This window comes from Kineococcus sp. TRM81007 (genome assembly GCF_022669155.1).
GTDB lineage: Bacteria > Actinomycetota > Actinomycetes > Actinomycetales > Kineococcaceae > Kineococcus.
The window spans coordinates 26,842-48,401 of sequence record NZ_JALBVB010000044.1; the positions used below are offsets into that span (position 1 = coordinate 26,842).

Annotated in this window: 12 protein-coding genes; 5 read left to right on the plus strand and 7 right to left on the minus strand. The window is 74.3% G+C overall.

The genetic code is table 11. The features are described from left to right. Nucleotides 1-121 precede the first annotated feature (121 nt). From MN205_RS07690 to MN205_RS07705, 4 genes are all read left to right on the plus strand, one after another. Nucleotides 122-5,962, plus strand: coding sequence for a pectinesterase family protein (locus MN205_RS07690; RefSeq protein ID WP_242125927.1), 5,841 nt, complete (start codon nt 122-124; stop codon nt 5,960-5,962). Nucleotides 5,963-6,359: 397 nt separating this feature from the next. Continuing rightward, entirely contained in the window at nt 6,360-6,641 is a 282-nt protein-coding gene (locus MN205_RS07695; protein WP_242125929.1) for a metal-sensitive transcriptional regulator, read from the plus strand. A gap of 73 nt (nt 6,642-6,714) precedes the next feature. Then, on the plus strand, nt 6,715-6,909 hold the full coding sequence (locus MN205_RS07700; RefSeq protein WP_242126257.1) for a cation transporter: 195 nt from the start codon (nt 6,715-6,717) through the stop codon (nt 6,907-6,909). Then, nucleotides 6,906-9,212 carry a cation-translocating P-type ATPase gene (locus MN205_RS07705; protein WP_242125930.1) on the plus strand — a complete coding sequence of 769 codons (2,307 nt, stop codon included), beginning with the start codon at nt 6,906-6,908 and terminating at the stop codon, nt 9,210-9,212. The genes MN205_RS07700 and MN205_RS07705 overlap by 4 nt, the downstream gene beginning before the upstream one ends. Before the next feature lie 20 nt (nt 9,213-9,232). Here MN205_RS07705 and MN205_RS07710 read toward each other — a convergent pair whose 3' ends face one another. From MN205_RS07710 to MN205_RS07740, 7 genes are all read right to left on the minus strand, one after another. After that, the gene (locus MN205_RS07710) at nt 9,233-12,658 is read right to left on the minus strand and encodes a pyruvate carboxylase (RefSeq protein ID WP_242125932.1); all 3,426 of its coding nucleotides are present in this window, start codon (nt 12,656-12,658) and stop codon (nt 9,233-9,235) included. 78 nt (nt 12,659-12,736) lie between these two features. Next, a complete protein-coding gene (locus MN205_RS07715) occupies nt 12,737-13,498 on the minus strand; it encodes an SDR family NAD(P)-dependent oxidoreductase (protein WP_242125934.1) in 762 nt (253 codons plus the stop codon). A gap of 25 nt (nt 13,499-13,523) precedes the next feature. Further along, nucleotides 13,524-14,534 carry a transketolase family protein gene (locus MN205_RS07720; protein WP_255818422.1) on the minus strand — a complete coding sequence of 337 codons (1,011 nt, stop codon included), beginning with the start codon at nt 14,532-14,534 and terminating at the stop codon, nt 13,524-13,526. A 41-nt stretch (nt 14,535-14,575) separates the two neighbouring features. Next, nucleotides 14,576-15,343: a transketolase gene (locus tag MN205_RS07725; protein ID WP_374115885.1), complete on the minus strand. Its 768-nt coding sequence runs from the start codon at nt 15,341-15,343 to the stop codon at nt 14,576-14,578. Between the two features lie 147 nt (nt 15,344-15,490). Next, nucleotides 15,491-16,879, minus strand: a complete 1,389-nt coding sequence (locus MN205_RS07730) for an MFS transporter (protein ID WP_374115886.1) — start codon at nt 16,877-16,879, stop codon at nt 15,491-15,493. 130 nt (nt 16,880-17,009) lie between these two features. Continuing rightward, nucleotides 17,010-17,669 (minus strand): GntR family transcriptional regulator, encoded by a 660-nt coding sequence (locus MN205_RS07735; RefSeq protein WP_242125943.1) that lies wholly within the window; start codon nt 17,667-17,669, stop codon nt 17,010-17,012. 98 nt (nt 17,670-17,767) lie between these two features. Further along, nucleotides 17,768-19,252 carry a CoA-acylating methylmalonate-semialdehyde dehydrogenase gene (locus MN205_RS07740; protein ID WP_374115887.1) on the minus strand — a complete coding sequence of 495 codons (1,485 nt, stop codon included), beginning with the start codon at nt 19,250-19,252 and terminating at the stop codon, nt 17,768-17,770. A 231-nt stretch (nt 19,253-19,483) separates the two neighbouring features. Here MN205_RS07740 and MN205_RS07745 point away from each other — a divergent pair, with 231 nt between their 5' ends. Beyond that, nucleotides 19,484-21,535: a VWA domain-containing protein gene (locus MN205_RS07745; RefSeq protein ID WP_242125947.1), complete on the plus strand. Its 2,052-nt coding sequence runs from the start codon at nt 19,484-19,486 to the stop codon at nt 21,533-21,535. Nucleotides 21,536-21,560 lie beyond the last annotated feature (25 nt).

Here is a 21,560-nt window from a genome sequence, read left to right on the forward strand (position 1 = left end):
TGCACCGTTCAGATCTCAACCTCTCCCTGTCACCCGGCTGTCACTGAGGGCAGCGTTTCCCGGGTGCTCCGACCGGGCGGCCGTGCGCCGCCCCACGGTGCGCGCAGAGAGAGATCCCACGATGAGCAGCCCCACCGGCACCCCCCGTGCCTTCACCGCCCGCGCGTGCGCGTTCCGCGCGGTCCCGCCGTTCGTCGCCCTGGCGCTGGCCGCCGGGCTGGCGGGCCCCGCCGCTGCCGCCGCGCCCGTGCGGGTGGAGCGCACCGAGCGGGGGGTGAGCGACGCCGTCACGTCCGGGACCTGGACCCCGGTCACCGCGCAGACGCCCTCCCCCGCCCCCGGGGACGCCACGGGCGGCACCGACAACGGCACCGGCACCGGTGGCGGCACCGGCACCGGTGGCGGCACCGGGAACGCCCCGACCCCCGCACCGGCGCCCGCCACGGGGACCGGCACCCCGGCCGCGGACACCACCGCCCCCGCCGCCGTGCGCTCGCTGAAGGCGAAGGCCTCCACCACCAGGATCGCGCTGAGCTGGTCGAAGGGTTCCGAGAAGGACCTCGCCGGGTACCGCGTCTACCGCGCCACCACCGCCGACGGCGAGTTCGAGCTCCTCGCCACCACCGGGTCGGCGAAGTTCACCGACAGGACCGCCCCCGCCGGGGTGTCCTCGCACTACCGGGTCACCGCCGTGGACCGTGCCGGCAACGAGTCCGCTCCCGCGAGCACCTCCGCGCTGCGCCGCGACAGGACCGCCCCCGGCACCCCCACCGGCCTCGTCGCGACCGCCGGCGCCGACGGCATCGCGCTGGACTGGGCGGACTCGGCCGACACCGACCTCGCCGGGTACGTCGTCTCCCGCGCCACCGGCACCAGCCGGTCCTTCAAGACCCTCACCGGCACGCCCGTCACCGCTTCGGCGTGGAAGGACGCGAGCGCCGTCCCCGGCACCAGGTACACGTACCGCGTGGCGGCCGTGGACCTCAGCGGCAACGACTCGCGGACCGCCTCCACCACCACCGTGCTGCCGGACGACGTCGCGCCCGCGGCGGTGCGCTCGGCGAAGGCGAAGGGTTCCACCCGCGGGGTGTCGCTGAGCTGGTCGAAGGGCTCCGAGAAGGACCTGGCCGGGTACCGCGTCTACCGCGCCGCCACCGCCGACGGCGAGTTCACGCTCGTCGGGACCCCGGCCTCGGCGAAGTTCACCGACACCAGCGCCCCCGCGGGGGTGTTCTCGCACTACCGGGTGACCGCCGTCGACGTCAGCGGCAACGAGTCCCCCGCCGCCACCGTCACCGGGTTGCGCCGGGACCGCACCGCCCCGACCGCCCCCACCGCCCTGGTCGCCACGCCCGACCTGGACGCCGCGACCGTCGTCCTGGACTGGGCCGACGGCGCCGAGCCCGACGTCGCCGCCTGGGTCGTGCAGCGCGCCACCGGGACCAGCGGGTCCTTCAAGACCCTGACGAAGACGCTCACCGCCTCGACGTTCACCGACACCACCGCCGTCGCCGGCACCTCGTACACGTACCGGGTCGCCGCCGTGGACCTCAGCGGGAACACCGGCGCCCACACCGCGGTCACCGCGACGCTGCCCGACACCGCCGCCCCCGCCGCGGTTCGATCGCTGAAGGCGAAGACCGCCACCAGCGGCGTCGCGCTGAGCTGGTCGAAGAACCGCGAGAAGGACCTCGCCGAGTACCGCGTGTACCGGTCGGCCACCGCCGACGGCGAGTTCACGCTCGTCGCCACGACCACCTCGGCGAAGTTCACCGACACCACCGCCCCCGCCGGCGTGTTCTCGCACTACCGGGTCACCGCCGTGGACCGCAGTCGCAACGAGTCCCTGCCCGCCTCCGCGAGCGTCCTGCGCACCGACCGCGTCGCACCGGCGGCCCCCGCGGGGCTCACCGCCACCGCCGGCGAGGAAGGCGTCGCGCTGACCTGGACGGCGAGCACCGAGCCCGATCTGGCCGGGTACGTCGTGCAGCGCGCCACCGGCACGAGCACCACGTTCGACACCCTCACCACGACGGCGCTGACCACCGCGGCGTTCACCGACACCACGGCCGTCCCGGGCACCGCGTACACCTACCGGGTGCGCGCGAGCGACCTCAGCGGCAACCTCTCCGAGCCCGGCGCCGGCGTCGGCGCGCTGCGCCCGGACGTCACCGCTCCGGCCGCTCCCACCGGCCTGGGCGCCACCGGCGCCGAGGCCGGCAACGTCCTCACCTGGGCGGCGAGCACCGAGCCGGACCTCGCCGGCTACCTGGTGTTCCGCTCCGGCACCCCCGACGCGGCCGACGGTTCCTGGACGCAGCTGACCGGCACCCCGCTGACCGAGCCGGCGTTCACCGACACCACCGCACCCGAGGGCGTCACGTCCTCGTACCGCGTGGTCGCCACCGACACCTCCGGGAACACCTCCGCCCCGGCTGCCGCGCAGGCGCTGCGCCCGGCCCCGGCCCCGGTCGTGGCCGCCGACGTCACCGTGGCGGCCGACGGCAGCCGGGACTTCACGACGGTCACCGCCGCCCTGGCTGCCGCACCGGCCGGAACCACGCCGTTCGTCATCGCGATCGAGCCCGGCACCTACCGCGAGACGTTCACGCTGACCCGCTCGAACACCACGCTGGTGGGCACCACCGGGAACGCCGCCGACGTCGTCATCAGCTACGACAACGCCGCGGGCACCGCCAAGCCCGACGGCAGCGGCACCTACGGCACGACCGGCAGCGCCACGGTGACCGTCAAGGGCAGCGACGTCACGGCGAAGAACCTCACCATCGAGAACTCCTACGTCGAGACCGGCTCGGGCAGCGAGCAGGCGGTGGCGCTGAAGACCGTCGGTGACCGGCTCGTGTTCGACAACGTGCGCCTGCTGGGCGACCAGGACACCCTGTACGCCGACTCCCCGAGTGCCGGCGCCCTGGCCCGTTCGTACTTCGTGAACTCCTACGTGGAGGGTGACGTCGACTTCGTCTTCGGCCGCGGCACCGCCGTCTTCGACCGCTCCACGCTGCACGCCTCCAGCCGCGGCAGCAGCAGCAACAACGGTTACCTGACGGCGGCCAGCACCGACAGCAGCCTGGCCCACGGCTTCCTCATCACCGACTCCACCGTGACCAGCGACGCCCCCGACGGCACGTTCCACCTGGGCAGGCCGTGGCAGCCCAGCGGTGACGTGAACGCGGTGGCCCAGGTCGTGATCCGCGACACCGAGCTCCCGGCGGCGATCAAGTCCTCCCCGTGGACGGACATGTCGAAGACGTTCTCCTGGCGGGGCGCCCGGTTCGCCGAGTACCGCAACACCGGGGCGGGCGCGACGGTGAGCGCCGACCGACCGCAACTGAGCGACCTGGACGCGGCGAAGCACACGAAGTTCACCTACCTCGCCGGCGCCGACGGCTGGAACCCCACCGGGGAGGCCGCTCCGGCCGACACCACCGCGCCCGCCGCGGTGGACGTCCTGGGCGCCGAACCCAGCGACAGCTCCGTGACCCTCACCTGGACGGCGGGCACCGAGACCGACCTGGCGGGGTACGCGGTGTACCGCTCCACCTCCGAGGTCGTGGAGCTCACCGCGGCGAACCGGATCGCCACCGGCGTGACGGGCACCTCCTACACCGACCGAACCGCGGCCAACGGCCCGACCTACCGCTACGTCGTCACGGCCGTGGACCGCAGCAGCAACGAGTCGCCGGCGTCCACGCCGGTCACCGCCACCCCGATCGGCGTCCCGCTGCCCGCCCACGACGTGCTCGTGGCGGCCGACGGGACGGGGCAGTACACCAGCGTGGCCGCCGCGATCGCCGCCGCGCCGGCGGGCACGGCCGCGAACCCGACCGTGATCGCCGTCAAGCCCGGCGTCTACCGCGAGATGATCACCATCTCTCGCAGCGGCGTGACGCTGATCGGGACCACCGGCAAGGCCACCGACGTCGTGCTGACCTACGACAACGCGGCCGGCACGCCGATCCCGGGGGGCACGGGCACCTACGGCACCGGCAAGAGCCAGTCGGTGCTCGTCTCGGGGAACGACGTCACCGTCAGGGACCTCACCATCGAGAACTCCTTCGACGAGGCGGCGTCCACCTACGACGGCGAGCAGGCCGTGGCGTTGAAGACCACCGGCGACCGGCTCGTCTTCGACAACGTCCACCTGCTGGGCAACCAGGACACCCTGCTGGTCGACTCCCCCGACGCGACGAAGGTCGCCCGCTCCTACTTCGTGGACAGCTACGTCGAGGGTGATGTCGACTTCATCTTCGGCCGCGGCACCGCCGTGTTCGACCGCACCACCATCCACGCCCTCTCCCGCGGCTCGAGCTCCAACAACGGCTACATCACCGCCGCCAGCACTGCGGACACGAACCCCTACGGGTTCCTCATCACGGACTCGCGCATCACCAGCGACGCCCCGGCGAACAGCTTCCACCTGGGCAGGCCGTGGCGCGGCTGGTCCGACGACTACACCAAGAACGGTGTCGAGTACCCCGACTCCCGCGGGCAGGTGACCATCCGGGAGACCGCGCTGCCCGAGGCGGTCAAGTCCTCGCCGTGGACGGGCATGAGCCCGAACCTGTGGACCGACGGGCGCTTCTTCGAGCACCGGAACACCGGTGCCGGCGCGGCCGTGAACGACGACCGCCCGCAGCTGACCGACGAGCAGGCCGCCTCCGCCACGAAGTGGGCGTACCTGGCCGGTTCCGACGGCTGGAACCCCACCGGTCAAGCGGCTCCCGGAACCACTGCGCCGGTCACCCCGACCACCCCGGTCGAGACCGTCGCCCCGGCTGCGCCGAGCGCGCTGGGCAGTCGGTTGAGCGGACGCACCGTCGTGCTGGACTGGACCGCGCCGGCCGACGCCGACGTGGCCGGCTACACCGTGCAGCGCTCCACCGGTGGCGGTGCGACGGTGCAGGTGGCGACGGGGGTGACGGGGGTGACGTTCACCGACACCACCGTGACCGCGGGCACCGCGTACCGGTACACCGTCGCGGCGGTGGACGGCTCCGGCAACGCCTCGCCCGTCTCCGACGCCGTCAGCGCCACCCCCGTGGACGCCGACGTGGTCGTGGCCGCCGACGGCTCCGGCGACGCCACCACCCTGCAGGCGGGCATCGACTCGCTGAAGGACGACGCCGACTTCACCACCCAGGGCGGACGGGTCGTGCTCGTCCAGCCGGGCACGTACGACGGCACGGTCGTCAGCGGGAACAGGTACGGCGTGACGGTCGTGGGCGCCGGCACCGGCGCGCAGGACACGGTGATCACCTCGTCGAGCGCGGGGGCGACGCTGACGCTCTCCGGCAAGGGGTGGACGCTCAGGAACCTCACCGTTGCCAACACCGCGGGTCCCGGCGCCACGGCCACCGCGCTGCAGACGCAGGGGGACCGCAACGTCTTCGAGGACGTGCGCTTCCTCGGCGACAAGCAGGTGCTGAAGATCAACAGCCCGAGCACGACCACGCAGGCCAGGGCGTACTTCCACCGGGTGTTCGTCGAGGGTGGCGCCGACGCGCTGATCGGTCGCGGGACGGCCGTCTTCGCCGACAGCACCTTCCACCTGCTGGACCGCCCGGGCGACGTGCTCACGGACTCGTCGATCACCGGGGACTTCGAGCACGGGTTCCTCATCACCGGTAGCCGCATCCTCACCGACGGCGCGGCGGACAGCATGTACCTGGGCCGCCCCTACCCGGCGGACCCCAGCACCTCGGCGCAGGTCGTGGTCCGCGACACGGAGATCGGCGCGGCGATCCGGACCAGCCCGTGGCGGGACTGGGACGCGACCACGCCGTGGGCCGACGCCCGCTTCAGCGAGTACCGCAACACCGGCGCCGGGGCGGCGATCGTCGATCCGTCGACGCGGCCGCAGCTGAGCGACGAGGAGGCCGAGCGGTACACCGCCCGCGCCTACCTCGCCGGCACCGACGGCTGGGACCCCAGCGCCGTCTGACGCGCGACGAGCGACCCCGCAGCACGACGAGAGGCCCCGCCCGGACCACCGGGCGGGGCCTCTCGTCGTGCTGCGGGCGCGCCTCCCCGTGACGCCCGAAGGAGTCGTCGTCCTCCAGGTCGAAGCCGTCCAGGTCCCGGCGCAGCTCCTCGGCCAGGCGCAGCTCCTCGGCCAGGCCGGGACCGAGGTGGGGCAGGGCTCCGGCGACCTCGTCGGCGGGCACGGAGGTGCGCGGACCCGTGCTCGAGGGCGGCTGGACGGGAGCGAGGGTGGCCACCGACCTGCCGTGGCTCGTGACGGTGGACGTCTCCCCCGCCTCGACGGGAACAGACCCGCGTGCCACCCTGTTCTCCAGGTACCCCCCAGGGGTACGAGGTGAGCGACGGAGGAGGTGGCCGTGGTCGGCTACGACGACGACAAGGAGCAGGTGCTCAAGCGCCTGCGCCGCATCGAGGGGCAGGTCCGCGGCCTGCACCGCATGGTCGAGGAGGACACCTACTGCATCGACGTGCTGACGCAGGTGTCCGCGGCCACCAAGGCCCTGCAGGCCGTGGCGCTGCAGCTCCTGGACGACCACCTGGCCCACTGCGTCGTCGACGCCGCCCGCGAGGGCGGTCCGGCCGCCGACGCGAAGGTCAAGGAGGCCTCCGACGCCATCGCCCGCCTCGTGCGGTCCTGACCGACCGATCCGCCCAGCAGAACCCGCGACACCAGGAGGAACCGTGAACCAGCAGTCCTACGAGGTCACCGGCATGACGTGCCAGCACTGCGTGAACGCCGTGCGCACCGAGGTCGGCGCGATCGAGGGCGTCGCCTCCGTGGACGTCGAGCTCGTGACCGGCGGCGCCTCCACGGTGACCGTGACGTCGCAGGCCCCGCTCGACGAGGCGGCCGTGGCCGCCGCCGTGGACGAGGCCGGCTACGAGCTCGCCGGGAGGCGACCGTGAGCGGCGAGCCCCCCACCTCCACGGGCTCGCCCGTCGCGCTGCGCACGGTCGAGCTGGAGATCGGCGGCATGACGTGCGCCTCGTGCGCGGCACGGGTGGAGAAGAAGCTCAACCGGATGCCGGGCGTGGAGGCCAGCGTCAACTACGCCACCGAGAAGGCCCGCGTGGCGCTGCCCGAGGGCACCGACGTCGCCGACGCCATCGCCGTCGTCGAGGCCACCGGGTACACCGCTGCGCTGCCGCCGGCCCCCGAGCCGGCCCGGCCCGCTCCCGGTGGCTCCGCGGCCGCCCCGGCGGCCGGTGGCGAGCGCGACGCGGCGCAGGCCCGCACCGCCGAGCTGCGCCACCGCGTGCTCGTCTCGACGGCGCTCACCGTCCCCGTGCTGCTGCTGTCGATGGTGCCGGTCCTGCAGTTCACGAACTGGCAGTGGCTGGCGCTGACCCTGGCCGCGCCCGTCGCGGTGTGGGGCGCCTGGCCGTTCCACCGGGCGGCGTTCACCAACGCCCGCCACGGCGCGGCCACCATGGACACCCTCGTCAGCCTGGGCGTGCTCGCCGCGTTCGGCTGGTCGCTGTACGCGCTGTTCCTCGGCGACGCCGGGATGCCGGGCATGCGGATGGAGTTCTCGCTGCTGCCCGCCCGCGGCGGCGCGGAGGAGCTGTACCTGGAGGTCGCCGCCGCGGTGACCGTCTTCCTGCTCACCGGCCGCTACCTGGAGGCGCGCGCCAAGCGCCGCTCCGGCGAGGCCCTGCGCGCCCTGCTGGACCTGGGCGCGAAGGACGTGGCCGTGCTGCGGGACGGGCGCGAGGAGCGCGTGGGCGTGGACGCCCTGGCCGTCGGCGACGAGTTCGTCGTGCGGCCGGGCGAGAAGATCGCCACCGACGGCGTGGTCGTCGAGGGCTCCGGTGCGGTGGACACCGCCCTGCTGACCGGTGAGCCGGTGCCCGTGGAGGTCGGCGTCGGCGACGCCGTCACCGGCGCCACCGTCAACGCGGGCGGGCGCCTGGTGGTGCGCGCCACCTCCGTCGGTGCGGGAACCCGCCTGGCGCAGATGGCGCGCATGGTGGAGGACGCCCAGTCCGGCAAGGCGGCGGTGCAGCGCCTGGCCGACCGCGTCTCCGGGGTGTTCGTCCCGGTGGTGCTGCTGATCTCGCTGGCCACGCTCGCCGGCTGGCTGCTCACCGGGCACGGCGCCGAAGCCGCGTTCACCGCGGCCGTCGCGGTGCTCGTCATCGCCTGCCCGTGCGCGCTGGGCCTGGCCACCCCCACGGCGCTGCTCGTGGGCACCGGCCGCGGCGCCCAGCTCGGCGTGTTCGTCAAGGGCCCCGAGGCGCTGGAGTCCACCCGCCGGGTGGACACCGTCGTCCTGGACAAGACCGGCACGATCACGACCGGACGGATGGCGCTGGCCTCGGCGCACCCGGCCGCCGGCGTCGACGAGGCGGAGCTGCTGCGCCTGGCCGGTGCGCTGGAGGACGCCTCCGAGCACCCGGTCGCGGCGGCCGTCGCCACCGGCGCCCGCGCGCGGGGGCTGCGGCTGCCGGCGGTGGAGTCCTTCGCCTCCACCGGTGGCCTGGGCGTGTCCGGTGTGGTCGAGGGCCGCGCCGTCGTCGCCGGCCGCGCGTCCTGGCTGGAGCGGGAGTGGGCGCAGCCGCTGCCGGCGGACCTGGCCGCGGCCCGCGACGAGGCCGAGGCGGCCGGCCGCACCGCCGTGGCCGTCGGCTGGGACGGCGCGGCCCGAGGGGTGCTCGTGGTCTCCGACACCGTGCGCCCCACCAGCGCCGAGGCGGTCGCCCGGCTGCGGGGGCTGGGCCTGCGCCCGGTGCTGCTGACCGGCGACAACACCCGCGCCGCGCGCGCCGTGGCGGCCCGCGTCGGCATCGACGAGGTGATCGCCGAGGTGCTGCCCGAGGGCAAGGTGGACGTGGTGCGCCGCCTGCAGGCCGAGGGCCGCACGGTCGCCGTGGTCGGGGACGGCGTCAACGACGCCCCCGCCCTGGCCGCCGCCGACCTGGGCGTGGCGATGGGCACCGGCACCGACGTGGCCGCGCGCGCCGCGGACCTGACCCTGGTGCGCGACGACCTGCTGGTGGCCGTGGACGCGCTGCGGCTCTCGCGCGCGACGCTGCGCACCATCCGGGCGAACCTGTTCTGGGCGTTCGCCTACAACGTCGCCGCGATCCCGCTGGCGGTGGCGGGCCTGCTGAACCCGCTGCTGGCGGGGCTGGCGATGGCGCTGTCGTCGCTGTTCGTGGTGACGAACAGCCTGCGGCTGCGCCGGTTCCGGGCCACGGCGGGCTGACCCCGGGACCGGCGCAGGCGTCAGGCGGGCTGCAGGCGCAGCAGCAGGTCCCCGGCGTCCACGGACTGCACCGGGTCGACCGCCGCGTGCACGACCGTGCCGGCGCGCGGGGCGGTGATGGCCGCCTCCATCTTCATCGCCTCGATGGTGGCGAGCACCTGCCCGGCCTCCACGGCCTCGCCCACCGCCACGGCGAGGGTGACGGTGCCGGCGTAGGGCGCCGGCAGGTGCGTGGGGTCGGCCGGGTCGGCCTTCTCGGCGGTGCGGGTGTGCACGTCCACGGAGCGGTCGCGCACCTGCACCGGGCGCACCTGCCCGTTGAGGCTGGCCAGCACGGTGCGCATCCCGCGCTCGTCCGGGTCCGAGACCGCCTCCAGCACGACGATGAGCTGCACGCCCTGCTCCAGGTGCACGATGTGCTCCACGCCCGGGCGCAGCCCGTACAGCGCGTCGAGGGTGTCCAGCACCGAGGTGTCGCCGTAGGCGGCCCGGTGCTCGGTGAACGCCTTCGTGGGAGCCGGGAACAGCAGCCGGTTCAGCGCCTCGCGCCGCCGCGGCCCCGGTGAGGCCAGGTGCTCGACCTCCTCCGCCGGCACCTCCGCGGCCGTCGTGCGGGCGGTGCGCCCGGCCAGCGCCTTCGAGCGGAACGGCTCGGGCCAGCCGCCCGGCGGCGTGCCCAGCTCCCCGGCGAGGAAACCCACCACCGAGTCCGGCAGGTCCACCCCCGAGGGGTCCTCGGCGAACGCCGCGACCGCCTCGGGGGTGTCCACACCGGCGGCGACCAGCTGCAGCGCGAGGTCGCCGACCACCTTGGAGCTGGGCGTGACCTTCACCAGCCGCCCCAGCACGCGGTCCACGGCCGCGTACGCCGTCTCGATCGCCTCGAACCGCTCGCCCAGCCCCAGGGCGATCGCCTGCTGGCGCAGGTTCGACAGCTGCCCGCCGGGGATCTCGTGCTCGTACACGCGCCCGGTGGGGCCGGCCAGCCCCGACTCGAACGGCGCGTACACGCGGCGCACCGCCTCCCAGTACGGCTCCAGGTCCATCGCCGCGCGCAGGTCCAGCGGCGTCTCGCGCGCGGTGTGCTCCGTGGCGGCGACCAGCGCCGACATCGACGGCTGGCTCGTGGTGCCGGCCATCGAGGCCACCGCCACGTCCACGGCGTCGACTCCCGCGTCCACGGCCGCCAGCAGCGTCGCCAGCTGCCCGCCGGCGGTGTCGTGGGTGTGCAGGTGCACCGGCAGGTCGAACTCGCGGCGCAGCGCGCCGACCAGTTCCCGGGCCGCCGCCGGGCGGAGCAACCCGGCCATGTCCTTGATCGCCAGCACGTGGGCGCCGGCGGCCACGAACCGCTCGGCCAGCTCCAGGTAGTGGTCGAGGGTGTAGAGGTCCTCGGCCGGGTTCGAGAGGTCGCCGGTGTAGCACAGCGCCGCCTCGGCCACCGCGCCGCCGGCCTCGCGCACCGCGCGGATCGCGGGCTCGACCTGGCCGGCGTCGTTGAGGGCGTCGAAGATCCGGAAGACGTCCACGCCCGTGGCGACGGCCTCGGCGACGAACGCGTCGGTCACGGCCAGCGGGTAGGGCGTGTAGCCGACCGTGTTGCGCCCGCGCAGCAGCATCTGCAGGCACACGTTCGGCACCGCCTCGCGCAGCGCTGCCAGGCGCGCCCACGGGTCCTCCCCCAGGAAGCGCAGCGCCACGTCGTAGGTGGCCCCGCCCCAGCACTCCAGGCTCAGCAGCCCGGGCATCGTCCGGGCGACCGTCGGCGCCACCGCCAGCAGGTCGGCGGTGCGCACCCGCGTCGCCAGCAGGGACTGGTGGGCGTCGCGGAACGTGGTGTCGGTGACGTGGACGCGGCTCTCGGCGCGCAGCCAGGCGGCGAAACCCTCCGGGCCCAGCTCGTCGAGACGCTGCTTCGACCCCGCCGGCGGCGCCGCCGCGGCGAGCTCGGGGTCCAGGGCGGGCAGCTTCCGGCGCGGGTGCACGCTCACCGGCGCCGCCCCGTGCGGGGTGTTGACCGTGACGTCCGCCAGGTGCGTCAGCAGGCGCGTCCCGCGGTCGGCGGGGGTGCGGGCGACCGCCAGCTCGGGGTGCTCGGCGATGAACGAGGTGTCCACCCGCCCGGCGGTGAAGTCGGGGTGGTCCAGCACCGCCTGCAGGAACGAGATGTTCGTCGCGACGCCGCGGATGCGGAACTCCGCCAGGGCCCGGCGCGCGCGGGCGACGGCCGTCGGGAAGTCCCGGCCCCGGCAGGTCAGCTTGACGAGCATGGAGTCGAAGTGCGGGGACACCTCGGCACCGGCGTTGGCGGTCCCGCCGTCCAGGCGCACCCCGGCGCCACCCGCGGATCGGTACGCGGAGATCCGCCCCGTGTCGGGGCGGAAGCCGTTCGCGGGGTCCTCGGTGGTGATGCGGCACTGCAGCGCCGCACCGTTGACGCGCAGCGCCTCCTGGTGCAGCCCCAGGTCCACCAGGGACTCCCCCGAGGCGATGCGCAGCTGCGACTGCACCAGGTCGACGTCGGTGACCTCCTCGGTCACCGTGTGCTCGACCTGGATGCGCGGGTTCATCTCGATGAACGCGTGCTCCCCGGCCCGCTCCCCCGCCGTGGCGACGAGGAACTCCACGGTGCCGGCGTTGACGTACCCGATCTCCCGGGCGAAGCGCACCGCGTCGGCGTGCAGGGCGCGGCGCACGTCCTCGTCGAGGTTCGGCGCCGGGGCGATCTCGACGACCTTCTGGTGCCGGCGCTGCAGCGAGCAGTCCCGCTCGAACAGGTGCACCACCTCGCCGGCCGCGTCGGCGAGGACCTGCACCTCGACGTGTCGCGGGCGTTCCACGGCGCGCTCCAGGAACACGGTCGGGTCGCCGAACGCGCCGTCGGCCTCGCGCATCGCCGCGGCCAGCGCGTCAGGCAGCTCGGGCGCCGTGCGCACCAGGCGCATCCCGCGGCCACCACCGCCGGCCACCGCCTTGACGAACACCGGGAACCCGACGGCCTCCGCGGCCGCGATCAGCTCGTCGCGGTCGGCGGAGGGGGCGGAGGACTCCAGGGTCGCGATGCCCGCCGCGCGGGCGGCGGCCACCGCCGACACCTTGTTGCCCGCCAGCTCCAGCACCCGGGCCGGGGGCCCCACGAACGCGATGCCCGCCTCGGCGCACGCCCGAGCCAGCCGCGGGTTCTCCGACAGGAAGCCGTAACCGGGGTAGACCGCGTCCGCCCCCGACTCGCGGGCCACCCGGACGACCTCGTCCACGTCCAGGTAGGCGCGCACCGGGTGCCCGCGCTCACCGATGAGGTACGCCTCGTCCGCCTTGGAGCGGTGGATCGACGTGCGGTCCTCGTACGCGTAGACCGCGACGGTGCGCGCCCCCAGCTCGTACGCGGCCCGGAACCCCCGGACGGCGATCTCGCCCCGGTTCGCCACCAGCACCTTGCGGAACACGGCCTGCCTCCTTCGTCGGTCGGTCCGGGCTCGAGGAGACCCTAGGGCCGGGGAGCCCGTGCGGGTACCCCCGGCGGCTCAGTGGATGTGCGAACCGCCGTTGACGTCGTACGTCGCCCCGGTGACGTAGGAGGTCTCCTCCCGGCACAGGAAGGTGATGAGGTCGGCCACGTCCTGCACGCGCCCCTTGCGCCCCACCGGCACGCCGGCCAGCAGCTGCTGCTCTCGCTCGCCGGTGAGCTTCCCTGCGGTGATGTCGGTGTCGACGAGGCCGGGGGCGACCGAGTTCACCGTGATGCCGCGCGGGCCGACCTCGCGGGCCAGGGCGCGGGCGAAGCCCAGCTGGGCGGCCTTCGCCGCGGAGTACGCCACCCCGCCGAACACGCCGCCCCCGCGCTCGGCCGAGACCGAGGACAGGAAGACCACCCGCCCGAAACCCCGTTCCGCCATCCCGGGGACCAGGCGGCGCGTGACGTTGTACGCGCCGCGCACGTTGACCGCGAACACGCGGTCCCACTCGTCGCCGCTGACCTCCAGGAACGGCACGGGCGAGGTGATGCCCGCGTTGTTGACCAGCGCGCCGACCGGCGGCAGGGCGGCGGCGAGCACGCCGAGCGCGTCGTCGACCGAGGTCTCGTCGGTGACGTCGCAGGCGATGCCCGCGGTCTGGACGCCGTGGCGCTCACCGACCTCGTGGGCGGCGTCCTCGGCGCTGACCTCGTCGAGGTCCAGCACGGCGACGTTCCAGCCCGCGGCGGCCAGGGCGTGCGCGGTGGCTCGCCCGATGCCGCGGACGGAGCCGCCGCCGGTGACGACGGCGGTCTTGTCGGAGACGGTCACGGTGATCTCCCGGTGCTCTCGGCGTTCAGGCGGTGGGCGGGACGGTGGGCTGGACGGCGGGCGGGACGGCCGGGCGGGGGTTCCCGCCGAGCTCGGCGCGCACGCGCTGCACGACGGCGTCCGTGGACAGCCCGTAGCGGTCGTGCAGCGTGGGGAGCGCGCCGGCGGCGAGGAACTCGTCGGGCAGCGCGATCGGCACGACCCTGGTGCCGACCCCCGCGAACGCCAGGGTGGAGGCGACCGACTCGGCCAGGCCGCCGACGACGGTGTGGTTCTCCAGCGTCACCACGAGGCGATCGGTGCGCGCGGCGGCGAGCACCGCCTCGCGGTCCAGCGGCTTGACGGTCGGCACGTGCAGCACCGCGACGTCGACGTGGTCGGCCTCCAGCCGCTGCGCGGCCTGCAGCGCGCGCATCGTCATCAGGCCGGTGGAGATCAGGACCACGTCGCGGCCGGTGCGCAGCTCGGCGGCCTTGCCGAGCTGGAACCGGTAGTCGTACTCGTCGAGGACCGTGGGGACCTTGCCGCGCAGCAACCGCAGGTACGTCGGGCCGGGGTGGTCGGCCAGCTGCGGGACGGCCTGCTCGATGTCGACGGAGTCGCAGGGGTCGACGATCGTCAGGTTCGGGCAGCCGCGCAGGATGGCCAGGTCCTCGGTGGCCTGGTGGCTGGGTCCGTACCCGGTCGTGAGACCGGGCAGGGCGCCGACCACGTTCACGTTGAGGTTCGGCTCGGCGATGTCCAGGCAGAGGAAGTCGTAGGCGCGCCGCGTCGCGAAGACGGAGTACGTCGAGGCGAACGGCACCAGCCCGACCTCGGCCATGCCGGCCGCGGCGCCGAGCATGGTCTGCTCGGCCATGCCCATCTGGAAGAACCGCTCGGGGTGGGCCTCGCGGAAGACGTGCATGTCGGTGTACTTGGCGAGGTCCGCGGACAGCCCGACGATCTCGGGGCGCTGCTCGGCCAGACGGGCCAGGGCGTGCCCGAACGGTGCACTCGTGGTCCGCTGCCCGGGGTCGGCGAACGAGGCGATCATCGCCGAGGTCTTCAGGGCGGGCACCTTCTCGGTGGTGGCGCTCACGACGCCCTCCCTTCGTCCAGCTGGGTCCTGGCCTGCTCCCACTCGTGCTCCTCGACGCGCATGAAGTGGGCCTTCTCGCGCGAGGCGAGCATCGGCACCCCGTGACCCACGCGGGTGTCGCAGATCAGCACCTTCGGCGCACCCCGGTGGGCGGCGAGCTCGTCGAAGGCGTCGACCAGGGCGGCGACGTCGTTGCCGTCGACGCGCACGGCGTGCCAGCCGAAGGCGCGCCACTTGTCGGTGACCGGCTCGGTGCGCAGCACCCCGGCGGTGGGCCCGTCGGCCTGCAGCGCGTTGACGTCGACGATCGCGGTGACGTTGTCGAGGCCGTGGTGGGCGCAGGACATGGCCGCCTCCCAGGTGGAACCCTCGTCCAGCTCCCCGTCGGAGAGGAGGTTGAACACCCGGGCGGGGTTGCCCTGCAGCCGCAGGCCCAGCGCCATCCCGGTGGCGACGCCCAGGCCGTGCCCGAGCGAGCCGCCGGAGATCTCCATGCCGGGGGTGTACGACGCCATGCCGGACATCGGCAGGCGGGAGCCGTCGGAGCCGTACGTCTCCAGCTCGTCGACGCCGATGGTGCCGGCCTCGGCCAGCGCGGCGTACAGGGCGATGGCGTAGTGCCCGATGGACAGCAGGAACCGGTCGCGGCCGGGCCACTCCGGTTCCTGGGGCCGGTGGCGCAGCTGGTCGCGGTAGGCGACGGCGAGGACGTCGGCGACGCCGAGGGCCTGGCCGATGTAGCCCTGCCCCTGCACCTCGCCCATCAGCAGGGCGTGGTGGCGGATGCGGTGCGCCGCCTCCTCCAGGCGCGCCACCCGGGTGGCGCGGTCCTCGGCGCTGCGCGGCGGCGCCGCGTGCACGGTGGTCACGGGAATCCTCCTGTGTGGGGGTGGGGGGACGTGGTGGGCGGCTCAGCCGACGGAGCCGACCGAGTGGGACCGCGAACCGGTGCCGGCGGCCGCCTCGATCCGGGCGACCTCGGCGCGCTGCGCCGGGCCCCACGTCTCGCGGGTGACGACGGCGGCCACGAGCCCGCACAGGCCGTAGGCGCTGAACAGCAGCGCGGGACCGACCCAGCCGGTGGCGTCGTAGAGGAAGACCACGATGAAGGGGGTGAAACCGGAGACGACGGCGGACAGCTGGTAGGCCAGCGACGCCCCCGAGGTGCGGGTCTTCGCGGAGAACAGCTCGGAGAACCACGCGCCCTGCACGCCGGCGAGGCAGTTCTGGCAGACCGCGTAGCTGACGACGAACGCCAGCACGATCGCCACGGCGGCACCGGTGTTGAGGGTGAGGAACAGCGGCACGCCCCACAGCACGGTGAGCACGGTGCCGAACAGGTACACGGGCCGGCGGCCGACCCGGTCGGTGAGGGCGCCCCACGCCGTGGTGGCGACGATGCCCAGCGCGGCCGCCGTCATGAGCGCCGTCAGGGTGAGCGTGCGGTCGGCCAGCTCCTCCTCGCGCAGGTACGTCAGCACGAACGTCACGGAGACGGCGTACCCGGCGGTCTCGGCCACGCGCAGGCAGAAGGCCCGCACGATGTTGCGCCAGTCGTCGCGCAGGACGTCCTTGAGGGGGTTCTTCGCGACCTCCCCCTCCTCCTTGAGCTCGGTGAACTCCGGGGACTCCTCGACCTTGAGGCGGATGACGATGCCGACGGCGATGAGCACGGCGCTCAGCAGGAACGGCACGCGCCAGGCCCACGTGCCGCCGAGGGGCACGCTGAGCAGGAACGCGGCGTTGGCCAGCAGCAGGCCCAGGGGGAAACCGGCCTGGGTGATCCCGGTGTACAGGCCCTTCTTGCGCCACGGGGCGTGCTCGAAGGTCATGAGGATCGCGCCGCCCCACTCGGCCCCGAAGGCGAGCCCCTGCACGACGCGGACGAGGGTGAGCAGGACGCCGGCCCACACGCCGACCTGGGCGTAGGTGGGCAGCAGGCCGATGCAGACGGTGGCGATGCCCATCGTCAGCAGCGAGGCGACGAGGACGGGCTTGCGGCCGATCCGGTCACCGAGGTAGCCGCCGATGATGCCGCCCAGCGGGCGCACCGCGAACCCGATGCCGAGGGTGGCGAACGACAGCAGCGTGCCGGACAGCGGGTCCTCGGAGGGGAAGAAGGCGTCGTTGAAGTACAGCGCCGCCGCGGTGCCGAAGCCGATGAAGTCGTAGGTCTCGATGGTGGCGCCGATGGAGGAGCCGACCGCCACCCGCTTGCGGGCGGGGGTGCCCACCACCGGGTGGCGCGAGGACGCGGGGGCGAAGGGCGCTCCGTCCGGCTGCACGGGCCGTTCCGTCATGGTGATCTCCATCGATCGTTCCTGCGGCTGTTTGTCGAGTGTCAACACTCGGCAGGTGTCGATGCTGACCCGGCTCCAGCGTTTTGTCAACGGGCCGCCCCCGCGGCGGAAGACCGACCGGGCAGCTCGCTCAGGCGGCGTGCGCGGCGGCGTACTGCTCGGCGGCGGCCGCCATGTGCTCACGCACGACCGCGACCGCCGTCTGCACGTCACCGCGGGCCAGGGCCTCCACGATGGGCAGGTGGCGGTCCTCGGAGGTCATCGCCCCCCAGGTCCCCGGGTCCAGGCTCATGATGGTGACCTGCATGCGGCCCTCGAGGTGGCGCCAGCTCTCCACGAGCATCGAGTTGCCCGACAGCTCGCACAGCTGCAGGTGGAACCCCAGGTCCGCGCGCAGACGGGCCTCGAAGTCGCCCGCCGCGGCGATGCGGTCCAGCGCCTCCCGCAGCAGCACCACGGCGGCGTCGCGGTCCGGCCGCGCGGCGATCTCCGCGACCGCCTGGCCCTCCAGCGCGGCCCGCACCCGGAACAGCTCGCCGACCTCGCGCACGGACAGCACCCGCACGCGCAGCATGCCGCGCACCCCGGCAGCGACCAGCCCCTCCTGCTCCAGGTGGCGCAGCGCCTCGCGCACGGTGCCGCGGCTGATCCCCAGCTGCTGGGAGAGGTCCACCTCGCCCAGGTGGTCCCCCGGGCGGTAGCGGCCGGAGGTGATGGCCGACCGCAGCACGGCCAGCGCCCGCTCGCGCAGGGTGCTGCGGTCGAGGCTGGACAGCTGCTCGAGGGACACGCGGACCTCCTGGGTGGGGACCACGATCCTACGGGCGCACCGGTCCCGGGACGACGGAGCCGGCCCGGTGCCGCACCGGGCCGGCTCCGCCCGCGCGCTCAGGAGTTCTGGGGGAAGCCGAGGTTCAGGCCGCCGTGGGAGGGGTCCAGCCAGCGCTCGGTGACGACCTTGCCGCGGGTGAAGAAGTGCACACCCTCGACGCCGTGGGCGTGGGTGTCGCCGAACAGGGACTGCTTCCAGCCGCCGAAGGAGTAGTACGCCACCGGCACCGGCACCGGCACGTTGACGCCGACCATGCCGACCTGCACCTCGTTGCGGAACCTGCGGGCCGCACCGCCGTCGTTGGTGAAGATGGCCACGCCGTTGCCGTACCTGTTGGCGTTGATCAGCTCCATGCCGTCGTCGTAGCCGGCCACGCGCAGCACGGACAGGACCGGCCCGAAGATCTCGTCGGTGTAGATCGACATGTCCGTGGAGACCTTGTCGAAGAGGGTCGGGCCCAGCCAGAAACCGTCCGCAGCCGCTTCGTCGTCCTGCGCGTCGGGGACGACCTCGCGGCCGTCGATGACGAGCTCGGCGCCCTCGCGCACACCCGCGTCGACGTAACCGGTGACCTTGTCGCGGTGCGCACCCGTGACCAGCGGGCCCATGTCGCAGCCGCGCCGGCCGTCGCCGGTGCGCAGCGTGGCGACGCGCTCGCCGATCTTGGCGATGAGCTCGTCGGCGATCGAGTCCACGGCCACCAGCGCGGAGACGGCCATGCAGCGCTCACCGGCGGAGCCGAAGCCGGCGTTGACGGCGGCGTCGGCGGCCAGGTCCAGGTCCGCGTCCGGCAGCACCAGCATGTGGTTCTTCGCGCCGCCCAGGGCCTGCACGCGCTTGCCGTGGGCGGTGCCGGTCTCGTAGACGTAGCGGGCGATCGGGGTGGAGCCCACGAAGGAGACGGCGACGACGTCGGGGTGCGTCAGCAGCCCGTCCACGGCGACCTTGTCGCCGTGCAGGACGTTGAACACCCCGTCCGGCAGCCCGGCGTCCTTCCACAGCTGCGCGATGAAGTTCGCCGCCGAGGGGTCCTTCTCGCTGGGCTTGAGCACCACGGTGTTGCCCGCCGCGATCGCGACGGGGAAGAACCACATGGGCACCATCGCCGGGAAGTTGAACGGGGAGATGATGCCGACCACGCCGAGGGGCTGGCGCACGGAGTACACGTCGACCTTCGTCGAGGCGTTCTCGGTGAACCCGCCCTTGAGCAGGTGGTTGATCCCGCAGGCCAGCTCCACGACCTCCTGGCCGCGCGAGACCTCACCCAGGGCGTCGGAGAGGACCTTGCCGTGCTCGGCGGTGATGATCTCGGCCAGCTCGCCCTTGCGGGCGTCCAGCAGCTCGCGGAACTTGAACAGCACGGTGGTGCGCCGGGCCAGCGAGGTGTCCCGCCAGGCCGGGAACGCGGCGCGGGCGGCGGCCACGGCGGCCTCCACGTCCTCGGGCGCGGCCAGCGCCACGTTCCCGCTCACGCGACCGGTCGCGGGGTCGTACACGTCGGCGAACCTCTCGCCGGAGCCGGCCGTCGCGGCGCCGCCGATCCAGTGCTCGACGAGCGGGTGGTCGCCGCGCGGCGACGGGGCCTGGCCAGCGGCGGCGGTGGAGCTGGCGGTCGTGCTGGTCACGAGGGAGCCTCCTCGGTCACGGGTCGGCGGACGGCGCCATCATGCCACCGAAAGACCCCTTTTTGTAAAGACAAGCTGTCATGTGAATCGGGGGTCGTCGGCAAGCGGGGCGTGGCGCCGGAGCAGCACCGGACGTAGCGTCGCCGCATGAGCGACGCGCGGGGCCGGTCCTGGGCACGACGGCGCGGCGGGCGCTACCGCTACGGCGAGTGGGCCGGCGGCCCCGACCCCCTCGCCCCGCCCCACGACGTGCGCGCCGCCCTCGACCGCGTCGGGCAGCAGGTGCTGAACGGGGGCTCGCTGCGCGAGGCGCTGCACGACCTGCTGCGCCACGGCCCCGACGGGCGTTCCGGCCTGGAGGACCTGCGCGCCCGCGCCGCCCGCCTGCGCCGCGAGGCCGCCCGCCGCGGCGACCTCGACGGCACCCTGACGAAGGCCCGCGCCCAGCTCGACCAGGCCCTCGCCGCCGAGCGCGAGGAGCTCGCCGCCCGCACCGGCGACGACCCCCGCGCCGACGACGCCCGATTCGCCGAAGCGCGCCTCGACGCGCTGCCCCGCTCCACCGCCCAGGCCGTGCGCGACCTGGAGGACTACGACTGGGCGTCCGAGCAGGCCCGGCAGCAGTACCGGCAGATCCTCGACGGGCTGCGCGACGACGTCCTCGGCCAGCAGTTCCGGGGGATGAAGCAGGCCCTGTCCGGTGGCGACCCGGCCGCGGTGCAGGCGATGAAGGACGTGGTCGCCGACCTCAACGACCTGCTCGCCCGGAAGGCGCGCGGCGAGGACACGCAGGCCGGCTTCGAGGAGTTCATGTCGAAGCACGGCGAGGCGCTCGGCGCGGACGCGGAGGGCGTGGAGGACCTCGACGGCCTGGTCGACCTGCTCGCCCGTCGCGCCGCCGCCGCCGGTCGCCTCATGCGCTCGCTGTCCCCCCAGCAGCGCGACGAGCTGTCGCAGCTGGTGCAGCAGGCGTTCGGCGACGACCCGGACCTCCAGGCGCAGATGTCGCAGCTCTCCGACAACCTGCGCGCCCTGCGCCCCGACCTCGACTCCACCAGCGGCGAACGCGTGCGCGGCGCACGCGGCAGCGAACCCCTCGGCTACGGCGAGGCGGCCGACGCCCTGCAGGAGATCTCCGAGCTCGACGACCTGCTCGACTCGCTCGGCCAGGAGCACCCCGGCGCCACCCTCGACGACGTCGACGTCGACGCCCTCGAGCGCCAGCTCGGCCGCGGCGCCGCCGACGACCTGCGCCGCCTGAAGGAGCTCGAACGGGAGCTTCAGCGGCAGGGCTGGCTCACCCGCTCCGGGCAGGGGCTCACCCTCTCCCCCAAGGCGCTGCGCCGCCTCGGGCAGACCGCGCTGCGCGACGTGCTGAACCGCGTCACCAGCGGCGGCCGCGGCGACCACGAGAACACCAGCGCCGGCGCCGGCGGCGAACCCACCGGCGCCACCCGCCGCTGGGAGTTCGGCGACGAGCAGCCCCTCGACGTCGTGCGAACCGTCTCCAACGCCCTGCGCCGCACCCGCCCCTCCCCCGGCGGCGCGGTGCGCCTGAGCTGGGAGGACTTCGAGGTCGTCGAGACCGAGCGCCGCGCTTCCGCCGCCGTCGCCCTCTGCGTGGACCTGTCGTTCTCCATGGCCGCCGAAGGCCGGTGGGGCCCCATGAAGGAGACCGCGCTCGCCCTCAGCCACCTCGTCTCCACGAAGTTCCCGGGCGACGCCCTGCAGATCATCGGGTTCGGCCTGCACGCCGCCCCCATGACCCTCGGTGAGCTCGCCGAGGTGGAGCCCGACTTCGTGCAGGGCACGAACCTCCAGCACGCCCTGAGCCTCGCCCGCCGCCACCTGCGCCGGCACCCCGACGCCGAACCCGTCGTCCTCGTCATCACCGACGGCGAACCCACCGCCCACCTCGACGACAGCGGCGGCGCCCCCGAGGCGGTGTTCCAGTGGCCCCCCACCAGCGCGACGATCCGCGCGACCGTCACCGAGGTGGACCGGCTCACCCGCTTCGGCGCCACGATCAACCTGTTCATGCTCGGCGAGGACCCCGGCCTGCGCCGCTTCGTCGAGGCCGTCGCCCGCCGCAACGGCGGGCGCGTCCTGAGCCCCAGCCCCGAGCGCCTCGGGCAGTTCGTCGTCGACGACTACCTCCGCTCGCGGTCGGGGCGTTCTCCCCGGCGGCGGGCTTCGTAGGGTTCCGGCCGGGGTGGCGGGCTCC